Source organism: Colwellia meonggei (assembly GCF_057537295.1).
On the sequence record NZ_BAAJLZ010000005.1, the window covers coordinates 1 to 22795 of the forward strand.

The 22795-nt window shown below is 35.9% G+C and carries 18 protein-coding genes, 3 tRNA genes and 1 pseudogene; 14 read left to right on the top strand and 8 right to left on the bottom strand.

Translation table 11 applies throughout. From position 1 onward, the window contains the following. Nucleotides 1–18: 18 nt before the first annotated feature. From AC27E9_RS12765 to AC27E9_RS12775, 3 genes are all read left to right on the top strand, one after another. Nucleotides 19–95: transfer RNA gene (locus AC27E9_RS12765), tRNA-Asp, on the top strand. Nucleotides 96–160: 65 nt separating this feature from the next. Next, nucleotides 161–237 (top strand) — tRNA-Asp (locus tag AC27E9_RS12770). Between the two features lie 43 nt (nucleotides 238–280). Continuing rightward, nucleotides 281–357 (top strand) — tRNA-Asp (locus AC27E9_RS12775). A 192-nt stretch (nucleotides 358–549) separates the two neighbouring features. Here AC27E9_RS12775 and AC27E9_RS12780 read toward each other — a convergent pair. Further along, nucleotides 550–717, bottom strand: a pseudogene (locus tag AC27E9_RS12780) (tyrosine-type recombinase/integrase); the annotation flags it as partial. Nucleotides 718–793: 76 nt separating this feature from the next. Between AC27E9_RS12780 and AC27E9_RS12785 the strand changes: the two are divergent. The 4 genes from AC27E9_RS12785 to AC27E9_RS12800 are packed head-to-tail and all read left to right on the top strand — an operon-like array spanning nucleotide 794 to nucleotide 5996. Further along, complete coding sequence (locus AC27E9_RS12785) at nucleotides 794–1978, top strand: tyrosine-type recombinase/integrase (protein WP_487130759.1); 1185 nt, start codon at nucleotides 794–796, stop codon at nucleotides 1976–1978. Nucleotides 1979–1981: 3 nt separating this feature from the next. After that, nucleotides 1982–3655 carry a hypothetical protein gene (locus AC27E9_RS12790; protein WP_487130761.1) on the top strand — a complete coding sequence of 558 codons (1674 nt, stop codon included), beginning with the start codon at nucleotides 1982–1984 and terminating at the stop codon, nucleotides 3653–3655. Next, nucleotides 3652–5598, top strand: a complete 1947-nt coding sequence (locus AC27E9_RS12795) for a site-specific integrase (protein ID WP_487130762.1) — start codon at nucleotides 3652–3654, stop codon at nucleotides 5596–5598. The genes AC27E9_RS12790 and AC27E9_RS12795 overlap by 4 nt, the downstream gene beginning before the upstream one ends. After that, the gene (locus AC27E9_RS12800) at nucleotides 5595–5996 is read left to right on the top strand and encodes a GIY-YIG nuclease family protein (protein WP_487130764.1); all 402 of its coding nucleotides are present in this window, start codon (nucleotides 5595–5597) and stop codon (nucleotides 5994–5996) included. Before AC27E9_RS12795 ends, AC27E9_RS12800 begins: the two co-directional genes overlap by 4 nt. Nucleotides 5997–6228: 232 nt before the next feature. On the opposite strand, the gene AC27E9_RS12805 is transcribed toward AC27E9_RS12800, so the two are convergent. The 3 genes from AC27E9_RS12805 to AC27E9_RS12815 form a co-directional block, all read right to left on the bottom strand. Continuing rightward, nucleotides 6229–8883, bottom strand: a complete 2655-nt coding sequence (locus AC27E9_RS12805) for a hypothetical protein (RefSeq protein WP_487130766.1) — start codon at nucleotides 8881–8883, stop codon at nucleotides 6229–6231. 583 nt (nucleotides 8884–9466) lie between these two features. Next, the gene (locus AC27E9_RS12810) at nucleotides 9467–10900 is read right to left on the bottom strand and encodes a DEAD/DEAH box helicase (protein ID WP_487130768.1); all 1434 of its coding nucleotides are present in this window, start codon (nucleotides 10898–10900) and stop codon (nucleotides 9467–9469) included. Then, on the bottom strand, nucleotides 10897–11421 hold the full coding sequence (locus tag AC27E9_RS12815) for a hypothetical protein (RefSeq protein ID WP_487130770.1): 525 nt from the start codon (nucleotides 11419–11421) through the stop codon (nucleotides 10897–10899). Before AC27E9_RS12815 ends, AC27E9_RS12810 begins: the two co-directional genes overlap by 4 nt. A 101-nt stretch (nucleotides 11422–11522) precedes the next feature. On the opposite strand from AC27E9_RS12815, the gene AC27E9_RS12820 reads away from it, so the two are divergent. Then, complete coding sequence (locus AC27E9_RS12820) at nucleotides 11523–11759, top strand: helix-turn-helix domain-containing protein (RefSeq protein WP_487130772.1); 237 nt, start codon at nucleotides 11523–11525, stop codon at nucleotides 11757–11759. Nucleotides 11760–11870: 111 nt separating this feature from the next. Here the strand turns inward: AC27E9_RS12820 and AC27E9_RS12825 are convergent, their stop codons facing one another. The 4 genes from AC27E9_RS12825 to AC27E9_RS12840 form a co-directional block, all read right to left on the bottom strand. Then, entirely contained in the window at nucleotides 11871–13466 is a 1596-nt protein-coding gene (locus AC27E9_RS12825; RefSeq protein WP_487130774.1) for a nicotinate phosphoribosyltransferase, read from the bottom strand. Nucleotides 13467–13476: 10 nt separating this feature from the next. Next, on the bottom strand, nucleotides 13477–14331 hold the full coding sequence (gene prs, locus AC27E9_RS12830) for a ribose-phosphate diphosphokinase (RefSeq protein ID WP_487130776.1): 855 nt from the start codon (nucleotides 14329–14331) through the stop codon (nucleotides 13477–13479). A 160-nt stretch (nucleotides 14332–14491) separates the two neighbouring features. After that, on the bottom strand, nucleotides 14492–15418 hold the full coding sequence (locus AC27E9_RS12835) for a diacylglycerol kinase catalytic domain-containing protein (RefSeq protein WP_487130778.1): 927 nt from the start codon (nucleotides 15416–15418) through the stop codon (nucleotides 14492–14494). An 11-nt stretch (nucleotides 15419–15429) separates the two neighbouring features. Further along, nucleotides 15430–16437 (bottom strand): SPFH domain-containing protein, encoded by a 1008-nt coding sequence (locus AC27E9_RS12840; protein WP_487130780.1) that lies wholly within the window; start codon nucleotides 16435–16437, stop codon nucleotides 15430–15432. A 172-nt stretch (nucleotides 16438–16609) separates the two neighbouring features. Between AC27E9_RS12840 and AC27E9_RS12845 the strand changes: the two genes are divergently transcribed. From AC27E9_RS12845 to AC27E9_RS12870, 6 genes are read left to right on the top strand one after another with little or no spacing between them, the layout of a single operon-like run. Beyond that, a complete protein-coding gene (locus tag AC27E9_RS12845) occupies nucleotides 16610–17308 on the top strand; it encodes an NUDIX hydrolase (RefSeq protein ID WP_487130782.1) in 699 nt (232 codons plus the stop codon). Between the two features lie 14 nt (nucleotides 17309–17322). Next, nucleotides 17323–17772: a 5' nucleotidase, NT5C type gene (locus AC27E9_RS12850; RefSeq protein WP_487130784.1), complete on the top strand. Its 450-nt coding sequence runs from the start codon at nucleotides 17323–17325 to the stop codon at nucleotides 17770–17772. 15 nt (nucleotides 17773–17787) lie between these two features. Continuing rightward, on the top strand, nucleotides 17788–20511 hold the full coding sequence (locus AC27E9_RS12855; RefSeq protein ID WP_487130786.1) for an AAA domain-containing protein: 2724 nt from the start codon (nucleotides 17788–17790) through the stop codon (nucleotides 20509–20511). Further along, nucleotides 20508–21185 carry a penicillin-insensitive murein endopeptidase gene (locus AC27E9_RS12860; protein ID WP_487130788.1) on the top strand — a complete coding sequence of 226 codons (678 nt, stop codon included), beginning with the start codon at nucleotides 20508–20510 and terminating at the stop codon, nucleotides 21183–21185. The genes AC27E9_RS12855 and AC27E9_RS12860 overlap by 4 nt, the downstream gene beginning before the upstream one ends. Next, nucleotides 21185–22321, top strand: coding sequence for a saccharopine dehydrogenase family protein (locus AC27E9_RS12865; RefSeq protein ID WP_487130790.1), 1137 nt, complete (start codon nucleotides 21185–21187; stop codon nucleotides 22319–22321). The genes AC27E9_RS12860 and AC27E9_RS12865 overlap by 1 nt, the downstream gene beginning before the upstream one ends. Further along, nucleotides 22318–22794, top strand: coding sequence for a DUF2269 family protein (locus AC27E9_RS12870; RefSeq protein ID WP_487130792.1), 477 nt, complete (start codon nucleotides 22318–22320; stop codon nucleotides 22792–22794). The genes AC27E9_RS12865 and AC27E9_RS12870 overlap by 4 nt, the downstream gene beginning before the upstream one ends. Nucleotide 22795 lies beyond the last annotated feature (1 nt).

Here is a 22795-nt window from a genome sequence, read left to right on the forward strand (position 1 = left end):
ATTACGAAAGTAATATGCGGAGTGGTAGTTCAGTTGGTTAGAATACCGGCCTGTCACGCCGGGGGTCGCGGGTTCGAGTCCCGTCCACTCCGCCAATTGTTTCAAAGGTTGTATATCCTTTTAAAATATACAGAAGCGATTAATTACGAAAGTAATATGCGGAGTGGTAGTTCAGTTGGTTAGAATACCGGCCTGTCACGCCGGGGGTCGCGGGTTCGAGTCCCGTCCACTCCGCCAATTGCTTTCAAAGAAGGAGTTCTCATACTCAAAATAAATACGCGGAGTGGTAGTTCAGTTGGTTAGAATACCGGCCTGTCACGCCGGGGGTCGCGGGTTCGAGTCCCGTCCACTCCGCCAATTTATTTAATTCATATTTATTTCTCTATTTTTCTAAAACTTATTTTTATATCTCTTAATCAGTCCGTGTTTAATAGATCGCCGTTGTACATTTATAAATGACTTCACCGTCTTCTCGTTTTACTTTCTAACTCTGCAATTGTTGCTGTTTGCCTAATACTGCTAATTTAAGCAATAAATAGTGTTAAGTAGTCACATAAGATCAGAAAGCGGGCTCGTAACACCATTTGCCCCACACTCAATTACGTGAATATATATTTGAGTTGTTCTTAAATCACTATGGCCTAGTTGTTCTTGTATCGTGCGAATATCTGCACCACGCTGCAATAGGTGTGTTGCGAAAGAATGGCGCAGAGTATGTAAGATGATCTTATATTTGTTACATACATGATACTAATCTATTCTGATAAAAGATTGGTATTTTAAGGTCATTAAATTGCAATTAGTTTATACAGATTCTCATTTCACTATTTCAGGACAAAGTTACTCTAATATTCCAATTTTAATAGATGAGAATTGTGAGATTGTTCGACCAGTTTATCAGTTCATTATTTATTTAGTCATACAAGACTCTAGAATTCAAAGCTTAAGAACTGTTAAAAGTTATGCCACTTCACTACTCGACTATTTCTCTTTTTTAACTGCAAATAATATTGATTGGAATGAACCCTATTTAAACGATACCGATAACTTCTCTTTAAGCGCTTTGGCTCTATACAGAAACTGGTCTAGAAGTTTAGTAAGGAAGAATGGTAAACGTTGGGTATCTGATTCATCGATAAATCTTCGGTTATCTGCTTTAAAACGTTTTTACAATTATTGTTATAAAAATGGATTAATTGATTTTGAGCCTTGGGAAACTCTTTATAAGATTAAGCCAGAGAGTATGCCTAGTTTTTTAAGACATACACATGGTCAGAACAAAATACAAAGCAATGATCTCGTTTTAAAGACATTTAAAAAGTTGCCTAAACTTTTATCATTAGAGCAATGTAGGGAGTTAATAAGCGCTATTGATAGCACTACGTTTAAATTGATTACTAAGCTAATTTTATCTACCGGTTTAAGAAAAGATGAAGTCATTTCCTTTATTTCTGAACATATATATGAGCCTAATTTAACTAATCTAAATAAGCGGATTCCAATAGATTTGGAACCTACACTGAATGGGCAACGAACTAAAGGCAGCAAACCTAGAAGAATATACTTGTCAGTAATTTTGATGAAGGAATTATGGGATTACATTAATTTCGGTGAACGAGTTGTCAGGGCTCGTAAATATAAGGCTAAATATGGCAATGAATCACCTTTAATTTTTTTGAATCGTTTCGGTTCACCTCTCAGCGAAACGGCACTTAATACTGTATATGCCAAATTAAACAAAAACAAAGGGGGAATGTTGGATTTTAAAGTTCATCCTCATATGTTGAGGCATACATACGCAACAATTGAGCTATATGCGGAGTCTAAAAGAATTGGTACTACCAAAGCACTTGCTTGGGTAAAAGAGAGGATGGGACATTCGTCTATATCTACTACAAGTATTTATCTTCATTGCATTGAAAGTCTTGGGGAAAAAGAATTATCAACTTATCAAGTAGAATTAGATGAAATGGAGTAATTAATGAAAGATAAGAAGAACTTCAAACTGCAGGAAAGCAACTTAATTCCAATAAAATTAACTGAGAATATAACCAACTCTAATTTGTTATTTGAAACGAATAAGGTGCTAGTTGATTTTAATAGGTGGAAATATCACGGAAGGCCTAAATGTGAGAATTTTGTTAACGCTAAGTATGCTAATAGGTCTCAATTAGTTGTTGATTTATATAATGCAATAAATCAGTTATCTCATGAAGTAAGACGTACAACTGTTGAGGTTTTTGCTTCAGATGGTTGCGGCCATATTTTTTCATTTATCGATGAGCAACACCTAAAAGGAATTCATATTAATCAAATTGAACAATTCACGAGCGAAACGATAAACGATTTCTTAATTTGGGTTAAGAATAAACCATCTAAAACGTTAACAGGAAAGTTATCTAAAGTTAGTGCAAGAAAGCAATATAATAATGTGAAAAGTGTTTTGATGTATTTCACTAGAACAGGGAGGCTTTCAAAGAATATTTTTCCTTACGCACCGTTTGTTAATGTAAATAGATTAGGGAAGGGAGCACAAGCTTATTCAAAATCAGAAATGTCGAGAATCATGCGCTATTTATGGAAGCAATTAGAGTTAATTAGAACAGATGAATTTGTTGGTAGTTTTAGGCAAAAGCTGTCGATTTATACCTTAATTATTGCAGCTAAAACAGGAAGAAATACTTCAACAATTTTAAATATGAAAACAGATTGTATTTCTTCTCATCCGCTAGCGCCTGAAACCCATATTCTAATGACTAGTTACAAACATAGAGGGATGAATACTTATGTTCAAGCTATGAAAAGTACAATCAAATTTGATGAGGTGTTTAGTGCTCATAAAGATATTGGTCTACTTATAAATGAAATATTAGTACATACACTTCATCTTCGTCAAAAATGTGATAGTGACAATTTATTTCTTGTTGATAATAGTGAAAAACAGCCAACAAGTTTTACAGATGTGTATTTTTGGAAAGCTGTTCACGGTATAGGTAAACGAGCAAATTTATCAGAAGATAATGCAAGCCCCTTGCATTTTCAAATTAAAAGATTGAGAAAAACTTTTGCTACACGAGTTTGGCAATTAACTAAAGGGGATCCAATTAAAACCTCTAAATTATTGGGTAATACCACTCCCGTAATGAATCAGAGTTATTTGGAAATTACTCCTGAGATGGAGAAGAATCATAAATATTTTGGTTATGTTTTAACTGAATCACTCCTTGGTGATTCTGAAGAAGGTATTACTGATAAAATATCTCATCTATTGAATATTAATATCGATAAAGCTAAGAGAGTTCTTATTGGTGACTTTAATACTGGTGTAGGTCGTTGCTCTGATCCTTATGAAGGAGCATATTCAAAAGGTAATGGTAAAGCTTGCACTCGGTTTGTAGCATGTTTCAAATGTCCGAATCAGGTGATCATAGAATCTGATTTACATAGATTATTTTCTTTTTATTGGCTGATTAAAAAAGAGAGAGGATTCATTGGTCGAAAGCAATGGAAGAAATTATATTCTTGGGTGATAAAAGTTATTGAGAATGAAATAGAACCAGCTTTCGATAAACTGGTTGTAGAAAAGGCTAAAAATAGTGCTTTTAAAACTCCGAATCCAATGTGGTCTTCAAGAAACTCATTGGAGGCAATTTGATAGCGACTAAACCAGAATATTTTCCAATCAAAAATATTTTGTTTGATGATCCATTAGTTACACTAAATTTTAATGGTGAAGTATGTTCAAAATTTTCTGATGCTATGTGGAATTTTCGATATTATATTCATAACAAAAATGTAGCTAACTCGAGAGCAATAATTAATTTTGATACTTTATTATCTGACGGTTCTAATTTGTTAGATGAGAAAAATTCAACCCTTTTACTTTCAGCAAAACAATATCTTTACACTCGATTTAATATTATAAATCCAAGATCAGGAAAATTACTCGGCCCACAATCATTAATAGGTCACTTTTATTCTATAACAACATTTATTAATTATTTAATTAGCCAAAACAAATACAGTTTTTCTTCTTTTAATCAAGATGATACTGATAAGTTCCAAGCATATATATTTGAACGAAATCCAAAGTTAGGAACGAATACTAACGCAAAGTATTTAGGCGTAATTGAGGATCTTTATCATTTTCGACTTCATTTAATTGACGGATTAGAAGAGCACCCATGGCCAGATTCTTCGGTTGTACATCTATCGAATGCCCGAAAAAATAGTGGTCGAAGAAATTTGCGACAAACCCCCTGTATTCCAGATTATTTATGTAGCCAGTTATTTAGCCAATCAGTAAAGTTTCTTGAAGATAATAGCCAGAGAATTGTTAAATCTTTTTCGTTACTTGAAAAATTAGCTATTAAAGATGCTCGTAAAGAGCTTAAAAAAGAAAGAAAAACGAATGATATAAAAACAATTAGACCGGATAAAATAGCTTTAAATCATGCAAGAAGATCTAGAGGGTATATTAAATATAAAAATAAAATATTAAAACGTTATAATTTTTCTTCAAAATTAGAGCTTACAAAATGTATTCATAAGGCAAGAGCATGTTGTTATGTCATTATTGCTTTAACTACAGGTATGAGGAACTCCGAAATCGCGTCTTTAGATAATAGTTGTTTCATCAAGTCTGAGGGTTGGGATGGCGAAGAATACTTTTGGTTAGAAGGCTTTACCTATAAGTTAGAAGAAGAGCCTAAAGAAGCAAAATGGATGGTTCCGGAAATAGTGAGGATAGCAATAGATCACCTAACATCTGTAAACTCACCCTTGATCGACGTAATAAGGTTTTCACTTCCTTATCTAAGTGATATTGATAAAGAAAAACAAAGTAATTTAATTCCTCTCCTTTTTAAAGGTAATGATACCAACACTAATCTATTTAATGGGATTTCCAATGATCATTGGAATAAAACACTTAAATTATTATCAAAAGATTTTGATCTTCGCATCACAGATAACAATAATGAACTAAACCTTCATGCTGGTTCTATTTGGCCTCTGGCAACACATCATTTCAGACGAACATTCGCATGTTTAGCTGCGAGGAGCTCGTTAGGAGATTTACGTTACCTGAGAGAACACTATAAGCATTGGTCACTGGATATGACGCTTTATTATTCAAATACAGATGTATTTGATGATTCTCTCTTTGACGAAGTACTCACTGAGCGTAACGACTTACAAAGTGCTTTGGTGTCTGATTGGATAGTGAAAGATGCGCCTCTTGCAGGAAGGCGAGGGGAAGTAATCGCTACTTTTAGGCAAAGAGGAATGCTTAAACAAACTAAAAATATGCCTGCTTTAGTTAAGCAAATAAGTGATAGTGTGTTTGTAAGAGGAACGGGACATAGTTGGTGTTTAGCATCAGGCAATGGCTGTGGTGGTGAAGGCTTATATGACGCTTTACTTTGCCCTGAATGTGATAGTTCTGTTATTGATAAAAGCCACTTGCCCGTTTGGAGAGGTCTTAAAGATCAACATGAGCTACTGTTAGGCATGCCAGATTCTGGGGTTGGGACTAAGGAACGTGCTCGTGAATATATTAAAAAATCTGAAGAACTAATTGATAGGTTAACTGTATGATTTATTTCGTTAAGGCTGAAATAACTAAAAGAATAAAAATTGGTTTCACCACACAATGGATTGATACTAGGTTATCTTCTATGCAATCAAACTCACCGGATAAGCTTATTTTCTTGGGAGGTCTTGTTGGTAACAAAGAACTTGAAAAAAACATTCAGAATTCATTTAGAGAAAATTTATCTCATGGTGAGTGGTATAACGAGAGTAAAGATATATATAGCTTTATAGAAGCTAATTGCTTAAAAGAAAAGAAAAGTTTTGATTGGATTTGTGAGTCTATTTCAGACAATAGTATTTCTTTAGAAGAAGCAAAACTACTGGATGATATAAAAATTAGAGAATTATCTCAGGCTAGGGTTAAATGTGCATTTGATAATGTATTTAAAAGTATAGTTTGATCTGATTTTGGGTCGCAACTTATAGCTAAAAGTATTTGACTTGTATAAACTGTGTATTACGTAGTTTTGACCAAGTGAGGCAGCCTGAGTAATCATTGGTTTAGATGGCTATTTACTACGCCTGAAGAAGTCCCTAGAACGCGTTAGCAATAAGAATGAAGATCTTTATTTTTATTGGCAATAAATACAACGTTCGATCCATTCATCCAAGGTAACTTTTATTTGCCCCATTTTATAAGTTCGCAATTTTGCAGTGTTTCGATTCCTCGTGGAACTTGTCACCAGGTTTCCCTGTAGGCATTAATATCAAATACATTTCTAGTGTTCCTTTAAAACGATTGAGTTTATCGAAGTTATCTACTTGTATTAACTTAGCTAAATGTTGCTGCGCAACGAACCATCCATTGACATCAATTTCTGCATTTAATAAAACATTTGCAAATTCATTGTTATCTTCAATAGGGTGTCCGCATAACTCAAATTTTTCTTGGCTTTGAAGTAATATTACATATTCGTAAAAACCACCCTTGTCATTGCTGGTTGTATTAAAATCCTTAGCTAAAGCTTTCGCTTTTTCATTTTGTCCCGTTTTTATGTACTGCTTAAAAAACAAATGCTTTACATATAGTTTTTCTTTTTCTTCCGGGTGGAGAGTAAGGAATTTGGTCAGTTGTGAAATATCAGGGTCATTTGGTCCGTTATTAAGCAAAGCAATAAATAGAATCAATTTAGGTAGCGTTTGATGTTGGAATGGATGGTCTGCAATTAACTTATCATGCTTTCTTGTGAACATATTAAGCAGATGAACGAATTGCTTTCCGGCGTAGTCACGAAAGTGCTGGGTGTCTGATTGTAAAAACTCTTGGATAAACTGAGATAATTGAGAGTCAGCTAACACAGCCTCCAAAATTGCACTTAGCTCTTTTTCGTCTTGACCCAGAAATATTTCGTCTAATAAAGGATATATTGTGGTTTTAATTATCACATCACTCTTGTCTTTACCAAACGCAAAAGTAAACTGTTCGGCAAAGAAGTGTTCGAGTTTTTGAGCTGCTTGTGTATCGTCCGACCTAAGGACGTCGGTGAGAAACGCTGCTAATTTATCATTTTTAGCTATTATGGCAAAATGTGATAAGGCGCCCATCATCGTACGTAACTGCGTTTTTACGTCTTTATCTTTATAAAAGGTTGTAGTTAATGTTTGTGGAAGCAGTGCTAGTGATTTTGTATCTTGATTCTGTTTGAAAAAACTCTCAAGAACATCAACATCAAATGGGCACCCCATTGATGATGAAACCTGCTTACTTTGAGTCATGAAAAACTCCTGTAGAGCAGGTAATGTTTGAAAATTCCTTTGTTTTATTTCATCGAAGTTAATAAAGGGCAGCAAGAAATAAGGCGTTGTACAGGATAACTCTGTTAAGCCTAAATATGTAATGGCCTGTTCAATGCTAATGAGTTGCTCCCGAACTCGCCTGTATTCAACAGATGTATCGGGAAATGTATAATCCTCTACATAATAGGATTCAATTATACGTACGAGTGTGTCTTCAAAATAGCTAACCATATAGGCCAAATAATCATTTGCCAAATTGGCATCAAATGGTGTTTTTTTGTGCATCAACACCAAACGCTCGAACATGCATGTTACCGAGTTGCTAATGGAGGTTCCGGGGGTATTACAGGGCGCTATTGCTCTTTTTATCAAGGCAAGGTCAACATTTTTACCATTCAAGATTGGTTTATACGTTGACGGTGATGCTTGCGATGCCAAAATATAGTTGTTTAGGATGTTTGTAGCTCGTGCAGATTTATCTAAAGCCAATTTTGGCCAGATATCGACTATTATTTGAGTATCTAACTGTGGAATGCAAGTTACTATGTTTTGTTTGATTTTACCGGTGAGCAGAGGTAGCACATCCTCTCGAAAACCTGTCTTAATTTTGTTATTGATTAAGGTGCAATATGCGTTTGTATCGCCTTGTAGACGCAGATATGATGATACAAGATGATAGATCGATTCTTCAATAGTAAACACTAAATGTTGTCCTTGAATATCAACAACGGGGTTGAGCGGATCGGTACTAAAGCTTTCGAAGTGTGTTGGTTGAGAGATATCTGCTAGACCGAGTCCAAACAACATCGAACGAACCAGTCCATTTGATATTGGACTTTCATGCGTCGTCAAACCTAGTTGCAAATTGATATGAGCAAAGTTGATATTGTACACGAAAGATGGTTCCGGAAACTCTTGAATGCCTACCGTCATATCAGTAATTCCCAGTTTAGTATAGGGCTTGATTGGTGAGAATGTACTTTTGATAAATTTGCCGTCTTCGACAATTTCTAGGTATCCAATGATATTATCAAAAGTTTCGATTTTTTTACCTAGTATCGAGTTTTCCACATATCCGGAAAAAGGAACGGCAACAGGTTTTATGGTAATAATCTTATCATCATATTCGATGAATTTAGGCATTTTGAGTAAAGCATTAGACACACGAGTATTGAATCTAAGTGAAGCGAATTTATCTGGGTAAAATACTACGACGGTAGGTTTGCTGTCATTAATGATATTGTATTGGAAAAGCCTGTCGTAACATAAATAAGTTATTATTATACAAATACCTAGGGTGATACTTGTTCCTAATAAAAGTGGGAGATTAAAGAGCCGTTTCAGAACCGCAATAGCCAATGCTCCTATAATAGCACCTAAAATAAACCATTTCATCGTCGCTAAAGTTGAAAGTTCTACGGGCAATAGTGGGGTAACTAAATAAGCAATAAATCCTAAAGAGGTTGCGATTAATGAAGTACGAACCCAAAGAAATAAATCATCGCGTAGCAAATCTACCTGTCGTTGCAAGTAACGCATCACACTCTTCATATTTTTAAGCCTTTCGCAAATTTGTGGGTTGTAACATGGTCAATGTCGAGTTAACGCGCGAGGCGCCTAATATGTCATTTCGATTATGTCATTTATAATATTGTATATCAATTAGTTAGCGGAATGAGAGACGTTGAGTAACTAATGCTAAACTATAAACGATTTTCATCCAGAGAGCGTTAACACTCACCTACCTAAAGCGTCTGGATATTTAGCAGCTACGACATAAATTTATGATAAATCTTTAAAGCTCTTAACAGTCAATAGTTTCAAAGAACAATAGTTGTGAATGGAACACTAATTAAAGAAAACATTGCTGGGACAAATCTAAAGATAGCTGTTTGCCATTACCATGAATTGAACCATGACAATACTTGTGTTCAATATGTATAAAAATTTTGAAATTCATGCCCTTCATCAATACTAGGCTCTAGGTCACAAGCATTACAGATGAGATTAGTGATTTTTGTTGTGTAGTTGCTTTGAACGTTTTAATTTCCCCTCACTAGGTTGTCCAGTTGATGAATATCGTTATAAATATTATAAGAAATCAACAATATTCAGATCTGAGAGACGAGCATTATCATTTAAGTTCGCTTAGCCCCAAAGCAATAACCACTTGTTGAAAACGGTCGGAAATATTGATCACTCGTTCATAAGCACTCGTCAAGAAATGCTCTGGAACTACTTCATTAGTTTCGTACAATTCAGGCTGTTCAACAACATCATCAAATCCATTTAAATCAACTTCAACTTTGGTAGTACTTGTTAGTTTCTTATCGAAAGTCACTGTACTCAGCCCTTTGCCTTCAAAATCCTCTTGAACCACAGTTCTCATCTTTTCAAACTTAACCACATCAGCCTCAAAGGGAACATCCTGCTTAACTCGATATGCATATTCCAATAGCTTAGGCTCAGCAGGAATGTACATGACAGCCTCTTGATTCTTAGAACCAGTCATCCTAAGTATACGGCCTAGAATCTGTCTAAAATGCATTTCAGTTTTGATATTGGTGAGGTGACAACAAACCTGTAATCTAGGAATATTAGTTCCTTCACTTATCATCCCTACAGAAATTATCCATTTAGTTTGTGCATGTCTAAATTGTTGAATAATGTTTGTTGGCTCATTTTCTCTGTAAGTAACCACAACGGCATCTTCGTTAAAACAAGCCTTCATTAATGCTGAAATTTGTCTTGCATGCTCCACTGATGAGGCAACAATTAACCCTGCGGCGTCAGCGTTTTTGGTTCGAATTGAACTAAGTTTTTTCTGTGCAGACGAAATTAAATATTTAATAACTTTTTCATTCTCAATAATCTCCTGATAGGGAATGATTGATTGCGATAATAAACATTTAAAGCTAGTAAACGTTTTAGTCTCATCGTCATCTATAACTGAAATATTATTATTTTCAACAGCAATTATCTGCGGTACACGACAAACATCATCCTGAATGGCTTCAGCAAGCCCGTAAACGTAATCACATGATATTTTATCACTAGGATGCATATAGTTTGAAAGAACGATAGGAGCAGCGTCTGAGCGCCAAGGTGTTCCTGTTAACGCCAATGTATATTCAGCTTTATCTTGAATGTTTAGTATTATTTGTTCACCCCATGCATTGGCATTATCAATATTAGAACCAGAACAATGGTGGATCTCATCAAAGATAACGAATACTCGATACCTATGAAATAGTTGCCAAAAATTTTTATCAAGGTACTGCAAATTTTGATAGGTTAGAGAATGTCCTTTAGCTCCCAACAACCCATCGAATCGTTCATTAATTCTTAACTGCAAACTTTGACTGAAATCTTGAGAAACAATGGAAGAAGGTGAAAAACAAATAATTAAATCAATCAGATTGTTTTTTAATAACTGGTCGGCCAACTCAGATGCCATCAACGTTTTACCTGCGCCTGGTGTTGCTAAGGCTAAAAAGTGATTATTGCCATTCAAGTATTGTTTTAAAGCTTTATTGATACAGCTAACTTGCCATTGTCTTAATTTCATATTTTCTCTAATGGATTCTCTTGCTTAAGCAAGCCCTCAATGGCTCTAATCTTCCCTAGTATCCTCGTGTTATTGTCTCTAGCTTTATTGTATTGCGGCTGTAGTTCATCAACTAACTCAGGGAACTCTGAATAAAGCTCCTTGTATGCTTCAGACTCTCCTATATTCAACAAAAGTTCAGCTTTATACTGATTCAACTTACCAAGCAATTTCTCTTGTTTTTCATCATGTTTATTAAGATCGTTAGCTGGTTCACATTTTGCTTTCAATGCTATTAATTTTACGTCAAAACACTCTGTTTTATTAAAACGGGTCAGCCCTTTTTTTTTTGAATTTATTTTTTTAAGCCAACCTTTTTTTACCAACTTTAAAAGTTCAGCATATATTTTTCGTCGAACAGCCGAAGGCTCTAAAGATGAGTCATTTTTTAATGCCAAATATGCAGACCGGACATCGCTCGTTGTGAAGTGGTCAAAATTTCTCACGACAATAATTTGAGCGACAAAAGGGTCAAATTTCAAAATAAATCCTGATTAATTTAAAATAATAATGGGTATTATAGGGCGTGGTGCCTTAGCGCTCAACATGAAAATCTAATCATTTTGCCTGAAGGAAAAATAGGGTGAGTGATTTAGTTAAAGAATTTGGTGAAATGCTGCGTTTAAAACGTAAGGCTGCTGGCTACTCTCAAGAAAGTTTTGCATCATATGTGGGTATTGAAAGAGGGAACTACGGCAAAATAGAAAGGGGGAGCGTAAACATTAAATTAGAAACCCTATATAAAATAGCCAATGCACTCAATTGCAATTTTGAAGATATAATGCCTCCAAGGTTGAAATATAAAGTCGACTTGGGCTAGTAATTATAAAACAAATGGTTATAAGTATTTTGTTTCGTATTATCATCCTCTTAATTACGTTATCACAAGAAATAAGAGCAACCTAAAATACGACGGTTGCTCTTGATAGGGCTATATCTGTTCGTTTATTACTTCTCTTATTTGGCCTAAAGTAGTTTCCTTTGTAAGGTTCCCATCTTCAAAAACAACTTCTAATAAGCCTTGAGTTTCCTCTTCATCAGTCACGTCATCAAATAAGGTCAACTCACCGTTCACTCGCTCAATTTTTAATAAACCTTTAGCTGATTTCTTCTTAGTGTCAGTTTTTGGGTCTTTGAAAATAGCAACTCGTTCACCATTTTTAACAACACTGGTAGCTTTGACTGCTGAACCGTGAGTATCCCGAGTCACATATTGATAACTATAAGAGCCAATGCCTAACACTACTTTTGAAGCGAACCCTTTGTTCATTAGGCGTTCTAATATCTGACGTTGGCGTTTTAGGGTAATAGCATCACCATAAATAGCACCAATATGATCATCAAGTAACTTGAACCCTTTGCTTGTAGTCGTTCCACCAAAAGTATCCCATAAACATTCAATAAGTCCCTTAACTTCACAGAACATTAATTGAATAGTTTGATCACCATCAAAGCCATAGTACTCACCATTCCAGCGATATGCTTCATATGCATTTTCTTTCACATTTTTTTCAGCTTCATCTTGAGTTTGGAATAGCTCACTGTACTCAGAAACAGGAGATATTTTATAACCCGTTAATATTTTTACCGGATCTCCAGAATCAGGACGAATCACTAAAGTGCCATCGCGAGCCATTATTTCGTCTTTAAGCTGTGGAAGATAATCAGTTACTAATGTCCAAAAATCCCAAGTATCAGATACAACACTTAATATCCCGGTTGGAGATTGTTCCTTCATTAAATATTTAAAGAACTCAATTTCACCTTCCATGATCCAAGAACAAGTAACAGAGTGTTCAGTAGCATCTACAGAGCAACCTACAAGCTCATTATCCACGTTAGCGCCATAGTATTTTTCAGCAAATAATACTGCTGGTATGGTATCAGTGCCTACAAGCCCTGAAGCTAAGTGGCCAAAACCACTCATAGCAGCAGCATGCTTGCCAAACATACCTCTAAAGCTAAAATCATGCCCTTGAAAAGGGACAAAATCTAAAGGAAGTCCCGTTTTATTAGCAAACTCCTTGAATACTTTTAAATAAGCAACTGAAGTAGTAGCACTTGTTTGGATTGGCCAGTTTTCACAACTTAACACTGTCTCAATCATATTTGTTAACCACTGAAAACCTTCTTTGGTGTTAACAATAGTAATTGGCGGCACTAAGTAAGGTACAAGTGTTCCCTCAGGTAGTGCTTTTATTCTTAATGGTAAATAACCTAAATCGTGCAAGTCCTCTAGATACTTGACGTTTACAGGGTAGCCCAACATTGAACTCATAATACGTTTATGGTTTGCAACGGCTACAGCTTTATCGCTGTTAAAAAATTCTGCCCATTCTTCTTGTAAGTAGCTCTTAATAAAATACTGAAGACCAACAAATGCTACTTTGTCACTATTTTCAACATTACTTAACTTGCCACTTCTTGATGTGAAGTTAGCATAAACTTCGGTTACATCAGGGTGGTAAGCACGGCTGTGGAATTCTTTATAAACGTCTTTTTGCATACTAGCAGCGGTAATAGTCATGATAGTCTCCTTACATCTCAATAATTTGTAATTTAATTTTATTGTTCGTGCTGAATTCTTCAGCGGCTCTAAATGAATCAGTTGTATAGATAGCGTCAATTAGCCCTTCAAATACTTCTAATCCTTTTGAGAAAATACCGTGTGTAATAAACAGTGAAACTTCCACAGCGCCTTTGTCTTTTAATACTTTAGCTAACTCGATAAATGTTCTACCACCATCACAAATATCATCAGCGATAAGTACTTTCTTTCCGTTAACATCGCCAAGAATCTCAGTTTTAATGATTTCACCTGTTTTCAAATTTCTCATTTTTTGTGCTTGAATAACTTCAGGCTCACCATTAAATGTCTCAGAAATTTTGATTGTTTTTTTGCTAGCACCAGCATCAGGTGAAATCAAGGTAAGTTCGCCTGTAGACAGACGTTGGCTTAATTCATCGCATCGCTCAAGCAAGTTAATTTGTGGTACGTTTACGACTCTATTTAATAATGCTGGTGATACTTCACTATGCGCATCCCAAATAGTTACTTTGGCGAAGCCTAAATTGTTTATGAAATGTGCCATAACTGCGGCACCTAGCGCTTCACCGTCAACACATACTCTGTCTTGACGAGCATAAGGAAAATAAGGAATAACCAATTCAATAGGAGTCACTTCATTTGAAAGTCTTTTAAGCGCATCAACGGCAACCATTAATTGAATTAGCTTTGAAGAATCAGTAAGGCGTTCAAAGATTTCTACTTTTGCCGTAGTTGCAAAGTCCATTGGATTAAAACGAATGTGCTCTTCTCCGCCAGAAAAAGTAAAACTGTCAAAGTCGATAGGTGTTTTATTTCCTGTTGAGTCATGGCTAAATATTTTCATTATTACTTCCTTTTTATTGTTTGTGTCGCTAGGACACAATCTAATTTAGCAAAGAGTTAAATATTGATCAAGTTTTATTTGTGTCACAAGGACATAAAGATTGTTTTTTATTGTCAGTGAGTGTAACAGCTAAAATAAACTACTGATATAGCGAGGAAAGCTAGTGAGGAGTGATTAAATTTCCAACGCGACTACTTATAGATATGTTGGCAACAGTTCCGGCATTGAACTCAAGGCAGTCTTGCTCAATGCCATCAGAAAAGATGACACCGTTTTCAGCCATTTTTGAAGACATACTGAATTTTGAGTGATTGGTTATTTTGCCAAAAACCTTATTACACTTGGTATTTGCTGACGGGAATGGCTCCCGAACTGAATAATAAAGAAACTCACTATCCCACGAGAATCCGTTTTGTAGGTGATGATTAATTGGTTTATCCATAATACCACTCGCACCTGTAATTATGCTTCTAAACCAACCAGTAGAGCCTAAGCCTGTGCTAATAATAACGCCACTAGAGCTTTGCTCTTCCTGGTGATTATCAACAGACATCATATACCTTGCTGAAGTATGTGTCTTGGGGCCAATGAATAGGTCATTTACCGCTAACAAACTTTGGCCAATGTTGGTATTTACCTCAGCCATAGCAATTGCTTTTGAATTAATAGATTGGTTTAGCACTTGTAGAATTACTTCACCAAGTTCTGCTTCTAAAAAGGGCAAAAGCTGGCCATCATAAAGTGCTGGGATAGGGTTAACAGCTATTACAGGTTGTCCATTTAGGTACTTAAGCGTATTAGCCACTAAACCGTCTTGACCAATAACTACGACTAAATCATCGGGAGAAAACAAATAAGTTGAAAGCACACTTCTTTCTAGTTGCTGAACCCGACTAACTGTTTTTAAGAGGCTAATAGATTGGGCGACAGATTTAGAGTAAAGAGTACTTTCTTCTTCATAGTCACTAAATGACTCACCTAAATGTTCAAGGTAAAATTTTGCTTGCCCAAGGGTGCAGTATTTTTCCTTTAATTCCTGCAATCTTGTCTTTCTTGTGACAACCACTATTTTTCTATCTGTGAGCATAACAAGCTCCTTTAGGTATTGGTCAACGTTGTTAATAGATCAGGTGAAATATTCAAATTACCTATTTGGTTATCACCTTGCGTTAAGTTTTCTATTGCTTGGGCAATAAGCTGCTCTGGTGCCATACCGCTCATGCTCATTACTCTTAATTTATCAGTATCAATATTTTGATAAGCCTGCATTTGCACTTGTATTTTATAAGCTTGTGCATCACCACGAGCTTTCTCGTTAGCTGAATTAATAGAGACCAATTCTTCGAGTTGTTTTTCATCTTCAATCTGAGCCGTAATATCCTCCTGGTTGATTTTAAATTGCTGAATTTTTCTCAATCTCTGTGCTTCTAATCGTGATTCTTCAAGGTCTTGCTCTTTCTTCTGTATTGCTTTTTCAGTTTCTAATTCAGATTCTTTAACGCTTTTTTCTTGCTCAATGCTTGATAAGCGTCTTGCATAAATTGCATTATCTGCCTCTTTTAATAAGCTTTCTCTAATCTCAGCTTCGAGTGCTTTTCCTGTTTCAGGAGTTGGTTTAATTGATGTTAATGCAACATCAGTGATCTCTATACCAAGGCTCGCTATCGCTTCAGCACCGTCTAGATCTTTTTTCAAATCGATGGTTAGTTCGCGAGCACAAACTAGAGAATCTCTAAGTGATTTAGATTCAATGTGATTTCGCAACAACACTTGAACAGCACGCTGAATACGTTCATCCATTTTCTTAGGGTCTTCTGATGTGTACTTACCTTTTGTATCAATAGTGAAGTTCAGCATTTTTGCCGCTTCATGAGGTTGTTCAATTCGATAAGTAACTTGTCCTTGTACTGTTAGCTCTTGAAAATCAGATGTTTGTAACCTGAAGACAAAGGGCAACTCTTTACTATTACTTGGTATAGCGACAAGTGAAGAGCTAGGAGCATAATAGAAAAAGTTTACACCGACTCCTTCTAACTTAATTTTTCCTTCTTTGAATAACATGAGGTGTGTTGAAGGATCTGCTTTTATATATTTAAAACCAAACATAATAATCTCCTTTTACAAATGTGTCACAGCGACACTATATTTAATGTGTCTCAAAGACATTAAGTTGTCAAATATTATTCCTTATTTAATTTGGTGAACTGTTCTTGTTGATATAAAAGAGAAATTGATTTAATGTGTCATTAAGACATAAAGTTTACTTTGAATGAGTACGATGACGAACACTTACGATATTAATGAGTTTAAGAATCCCCTATTTACAGTTGATAGTGTGCTATTTACCGTAAAAGACGATGCTTTAAAAGTTCTGATGGTTAAACGAGCAAATGAGCCGTTTATCGGTAGCTGGGGTCTTCCCGGTGGTTTTGTCGATGTTGATTCAGATACCACAACAGATGTAACAGCTTTAAGAAAACTAGAAGAAAAAACGAGTGTTGCGCCTCAATATCTAGAACAGCTACAAGCCTTTTCTGGTATTGACCGTGATCCTAGAGGGTTTAGTGTAACCTTGGTTTACTTTGCCCTGATAGCAGCCCAAGAAGTCTCGTCACACATAGAAACCATTGACGACGTTCAATGGATAGATATTGATAAAATAGACAGTTTATCAATTGCCTTTGATCATAAGATTATTATTGAACAAGCCAAAGAGCGCCTTCAACAAAAAGCACTTTATTCGATGGTTCCTGTTTATTGTTTACCTGAGTATTTCACTGTGGGCCAGCTAAAGTCTGTTATTGAAACGATCATCGGAAAAACGATACAACGTAAAAGCTTAATTAGACGTATTGAATCGGCAGACATGTTTGAAACAATCGATGAAAAAGTAAAATCAGGTGGTCGTTTAGCTCAGCAGTACAAAGTTAAATCTGGCGTTGATATCGTTAATTTTGAGCGTAATTTGAGCACGTAACGCAGGGAGAAAATATGATAGTTTATATCGACATGGATGATGTGCTTTGTGATTATTCAACTGCTTTTAATAATGCTATTGAAGAGACTCCAGGCATTGCGTTCCCACAATCTCAATATGGCTTTTATGCTAATTTAGCTCCTATTACAGGAGCTATTGAAAGTGTACAGAAACTCATTAATTCAGAAAATTTTGATCCATATATTCTTACAGCTCCTTCGACAAGAAACCCTTTTTCATATACTGAAAAACGCGTCTGGATAGAAAAGTATTTTGGGATTGAGTTTACGGAGAAGCTAATAATTAGCCCAAATAAAGGGTTACTCAAAGGCGATATCTTAATTGATGACCTCATTTCAGGCAGAGGGCAAGAAAGCTTTGAAGGAAATATTATACAATTTAGCTCTGCTGATTATCCCGATTGGAAGACTGTGATATCTCAACTTGAGAATTATAACGATTAAAAATGGAATTTTGATGTGAGTGACCAGAACGTACTTTCCTACTACCGAGATTGCTATAAAGAAGATAGTGCGGATCTCAACTTATGGAATTTGAATAAACTCAAAAAAGAAGATTGCCTTGTCTTAGGAGGACAAGATGAATTAGGCTCTGGCTTTCTTCCTCGTATGCCAATCCCAAAAGAATTTGCAGAACAAATGATAAAGCGCGTTGACGTATATCAACGAGAACGAGTATTACTTTATGCAAGTTTTATTTTAGTGGGAAAGTTGGAAGTAAAAGGTGAAGTGAAGCAGGTTGTCACGCCCTTACTGTTTAATGAAGCTGTTATTGAAAGTGATTGCGGTAACTACTACTTTACTGTTAATGCTCAAACGCCAGAAATAAATGAGTCTTTAACTCAGTTACTGATGCCAGAAACTGATGGCACACCAGATTGTAAAGATAATGATAATATTCAATCAGCTTCATTGTGGACTTCGTGGCTTAAAGATAGTCCGTTAGAATTAAACTTACTTGAGCTGCTTAACTTTCCTAGCCTTGTAAATTCTGATGAGGTTAAAAAGGCACTAAGAAGAAAAGCACCAACACTGCTTCCTGCTTCTATGCTGGTTTTTGTTGAGAGATCCACTAGTAGTCGTGGTGTACTTCATGAGCTGGAAGAGATAATTGAGTCGAATAAACTATCTGCTCCATTATATGAACTACTGTCACCGACAGAAAACTCTATATCAAAGTATCAATTTAGTAAGCCTCTTAAGTACGATTATCTGCCAGGTTTGCTGTCTACTCCACAGAAGAAGATCATTTCAATTGCGGCCAATGCTGGGCTGGGATGTGCTTCTGGTCCTCCAGGAACAGGCAAAAGCTATACAATAGCTGCAATCGCAGCTGAGCATATGGCACGAGGCGAATCTGTGTTGATAGTTGCCAATAATGACGCTGCACTTGATGTTATTGCCGACAAGTTAGACGAGAACTTTGGTTTAAGTGATGTATCTATTCGAGCTGGCCAGAAAGAGTTCCTAAAAAAATTAAAAGGTTACATTGCTGACCTTTTAGCAGGGTATTTCTCTGAAGAGTTAAATAAAGAACCAGATGTATGCGAGTCAGAATTAAAAAGACTTAATAGCTCGTTATCTACGTTAGAAAGTCGCTTTGTTAAGTTTTGTCAAACGGCTATAGTCAGAGGTCAGAGACTAAAAGGGCTAGAACAAAAAGATTCTCAATGGATGAAGCGCATTTATTTGGCTTTAGCTAGTAGTGGCATTAGAAAGCTAGCAAAACAGTGGGCTTCTTTAAATGAAATTAATAATAGGCATATCAAGAGAGAAGAACTTGCTGGTGGCTATTTAAGTGCATTAAAAAATAGAAACTTAAAAACACTAGTTGAAAAAGAAAGAAAATCATTACAAGCCTTCAATAAAGCAATTCGTAGTAGAACTTCTAAAAGGCAGTTTGAACTTTTTGATGATATTGAGTATTCGGCACTCCTTTCAGCATTTCCTGTTTGGTTGGTAAGCCTTAATACACTGTACCGAGTATTGCCTTTAAAAGCTGAAATGTTCGATTTGGTTATCATTGATGAAGCAACTCAGTGCAATATCAGTAGTTGCTTACCAGCACTTTATCGTGCCAAAAGAGCAATGGTGGTTGGTGATACTAAGCAACTAAGGCACTATTCATTCTTAGCTAAAAGCAAAGAAGCTCAGCTAACGACTAAAAATAATCTAACACCTAGTACTGATGGTGTAGTGAGTTATCGTGACAATTCAATTTTAGACCTGACATTAAATGCATTAAATAGTCACCAACAATTAGCCTTTTTAGATGAACATTTTAGAAGCAAGCCCGAACTAATTCATTTCAGTAACAAATGCTTTTATCAGAGTAAGCTGAAAGTCATGCAACATAGGCCATGTACAAGCAGTGGTCACCTGCATTTAAAGAGGCTACAAGGTACAAGAGATAAGACAGGTGTTAACTACCTTGAAGCAACTCAAGTAATCGAATCCATTAAAAACCAAATCCATGAAGATGCTTTAACAGGCATTAGCCATAGCATAGGAGTTATTTCTCCTTTTAGGCACCAAGCAGAGTACATTGCCAAAGAAGTTGAAGCCAGTTTTAGTGAAACTGAAATTATTAAGCATAAAATCCGTGTCGCAACTCCTTATGGTTTTCAGGGAGAAGAAAGGGACATAATGCTCATTTCTTTTTCAGTCGATAATAATTCGAAACGCGCTGCTGTTTATCTTAATAAAGCAGATGTATTTAACGTTACTATTACTAGAGCAAGGCAGAAACAAATACTATTTTTATCGATAGATGAAATTCAGTTACCAGAGCATAATCTGTTACGAAGATACTTAAGTTCTATTAGTGAATTTGAAGCAACTCACTCAATAACATCTGAACTTGATGAGTTTCAGAAAAGTGTTGTGAATGAATTAGATAAACTAGAAATTGAAACATGGCCAGGCTATACAGTAGCAGGCACTGAAGTAGATATTCTATGTCGCTATAACAATCAGTATCTAGCAATTGATCTTATTGGATTTCCCGGTCCATGGGCTGATTTTTTTGAATTAAATACCTACAAATTATTTAAACGTGCAGGCGTTGATGTGTTACCTATAAGTTATGGTTTATGGGTAGTAGATAAAGAAACCTGTATAAAGAAAGTGGTTAAAAAACTAGCTTTAAATACTGAGCAATTATCACTAGGGAGTGAGAGGTGAAATTTATAATATTAATTATTTCTATGCTCTCCCTTCCAGCTCTGGCTGAAAACAGCACATGTTTCGGAACAACCTCAAAAGGCCGTTTAGAAAATGGTATAGAGCTACCTAGCTCAGGAAAAAACTTTGTAGGTTACAGTGATATTGCTAGGTTAGCTGGCAGAACTTATGTTCATTCTCAAGTAAAAAGCATTTTAGTAGGCGCATATAAATCGTTAGAAACCGAACAGCCCAATAAAGTATTTAAGTATGCAGAAACAGGGTTTGAAGATGGTGGCCAATTCAAACCACACAAAACTCATCGCAATGGATTATCAGTAGACTTTATGACACCTGTTAAAGATGAGTCAGGCCAATCAATGCACTTGCCAACTCACCCTCTAAACAAGTTTGGCTACAACATTGAATTTGATAGCAAAGGGAAATACGAGGAGTATGCTATTGATTATATTGCCTTAGCTGCTCATATTGTTGCTTTGCATAAAGAGGCGAAAGCACAAGATGTCGATTTATGGCGAGTAATTTTTGATCCTAAGTTACAACCTGAACTTTTCAAAACATCATACGGTCCATACCTTAAAAAGCATATTCAATTTTCTAAAAAGCGTTCGTGGGTAAGGCATGATGAACATTACCATGTAGATTTTGATATCCCATGTAAGGAATTGAATTGATGAAAAAAGTAATAGTCCTTGGTGGATATGGAAATTTTGGTAAAAGGATTGTTGAGAATCTTACCAGTATTGAAGATATAACCTTACTCATTGCCGGTCGAAACTTAAGTAAGTCGTCAGCACTAGTAGCAAATCTAGAAAATACTTCAGCCGCTAAGTTAGAGCCATTAGTCATTGATATTTTCGCTGATGATTTTAAAGATCAGTTAGCTACACTGTCTCCTTACCTTGTTATTCATACAAGTGGTCCTTTTCAGGGGCAAGACTATCGCGTGCCCAAAGCATGCATTTCATGTGGCGCTCACTATATTGATTTAGCTGATGATAGAAGATTTGTTTGTGATATTGCTGAGTTAGACAACGAAGCAAAAGATAAAGGTGTATTAATCGTAAGTGGAGCTAGTTCTGTGCCAGGCTTGTCGTCAGCCGTGATTGAGCGCTATCAAAATCAATTTAGTACCATAGACTCTATTAATTTAGCTATTGCTCCGGGGAATAAAGCAGAACGTGGATTAGCAACAGTTGAAGCAATTCTATCTTACACAGGACACCCTCTGAATGTATTTAAAGATGGGCGTTGGCAAGATGTTTATGGCTGGATGGATTCTAAAGTAAATGACTTCGGTGGCTTTGTTGGCAAGCGTCACTTGGCTAATGTAGATGTACCAGATCTAGAGTTATTTCCTAGTCGCTATTCTGTATCGGAGCAAGTTAGCTTTCAGGCTGGGTTAGAGCTACCAATATTGCATTTAACTATGGTTGGAATGGCTTATCTATCTAAAATAGGTTTAGTCAAAAACTGGGCTCCTTTATCAAAAGTTATTGTTGGCACTAGTAATGTCTTTCTTCCTTTTGGTAGCGATAAGGGCGCGATGGAAGTGCTTATAAAAGGTCAAGGCAATGATGGTAACGCAAACAAAGTAAAGTGGACCTTGTATGCACCAAAGGGCAATGGCCCTTATATTCCAACGCTTTCAACTATTATTTTAGCAAGAAAGCTTTTGAGTAGTGATAGCCAAAGCGCACAACAAGAAACAGGCGCTAAACCGTGTGCAGGTATGTTTGAATTAAGTGAATTCGATACTTATTTTGATGCGCTAGGTATTCACTATGAAGAAACGAGTGAGAAAGGATGATGGAACAATATTTAATTCTTAAGCTGATTCACATTCTTGCTGCTGTTGTTGTAACAGGTACAGGTGCTGGTATTGCCTTTTTTATGTTTATGGCTAATAGATCTAACAATGCTCAAGCGATTTATATAACGGCCAAGCATGTAATTTTAGGCGATTGGATTTTCACTACACCTGCTGTTATTACCCAAATAATAACAGGGATACTTTTGATGAACATGCAAGGATATTCATTTTCAGCACCATGGTTTTATTGGGTTGTGGGACTGTTTGCTTTCATTGGAATTTGTTGGTTACCTGTACTGCGTATTCAATACAAACTACGGGAGTTAGCCAAGATATCTGTAGATTCAAATCAAGTTACGCCTGAATTTAAGTCACTAATGAAAACATGGACGCTGCTGGGTATTCCAGCTTTTACAGCAATAATAGGTATTTTCTGGTTAATGGTCTTCAAACCATTTCCTGTTGCTTAGG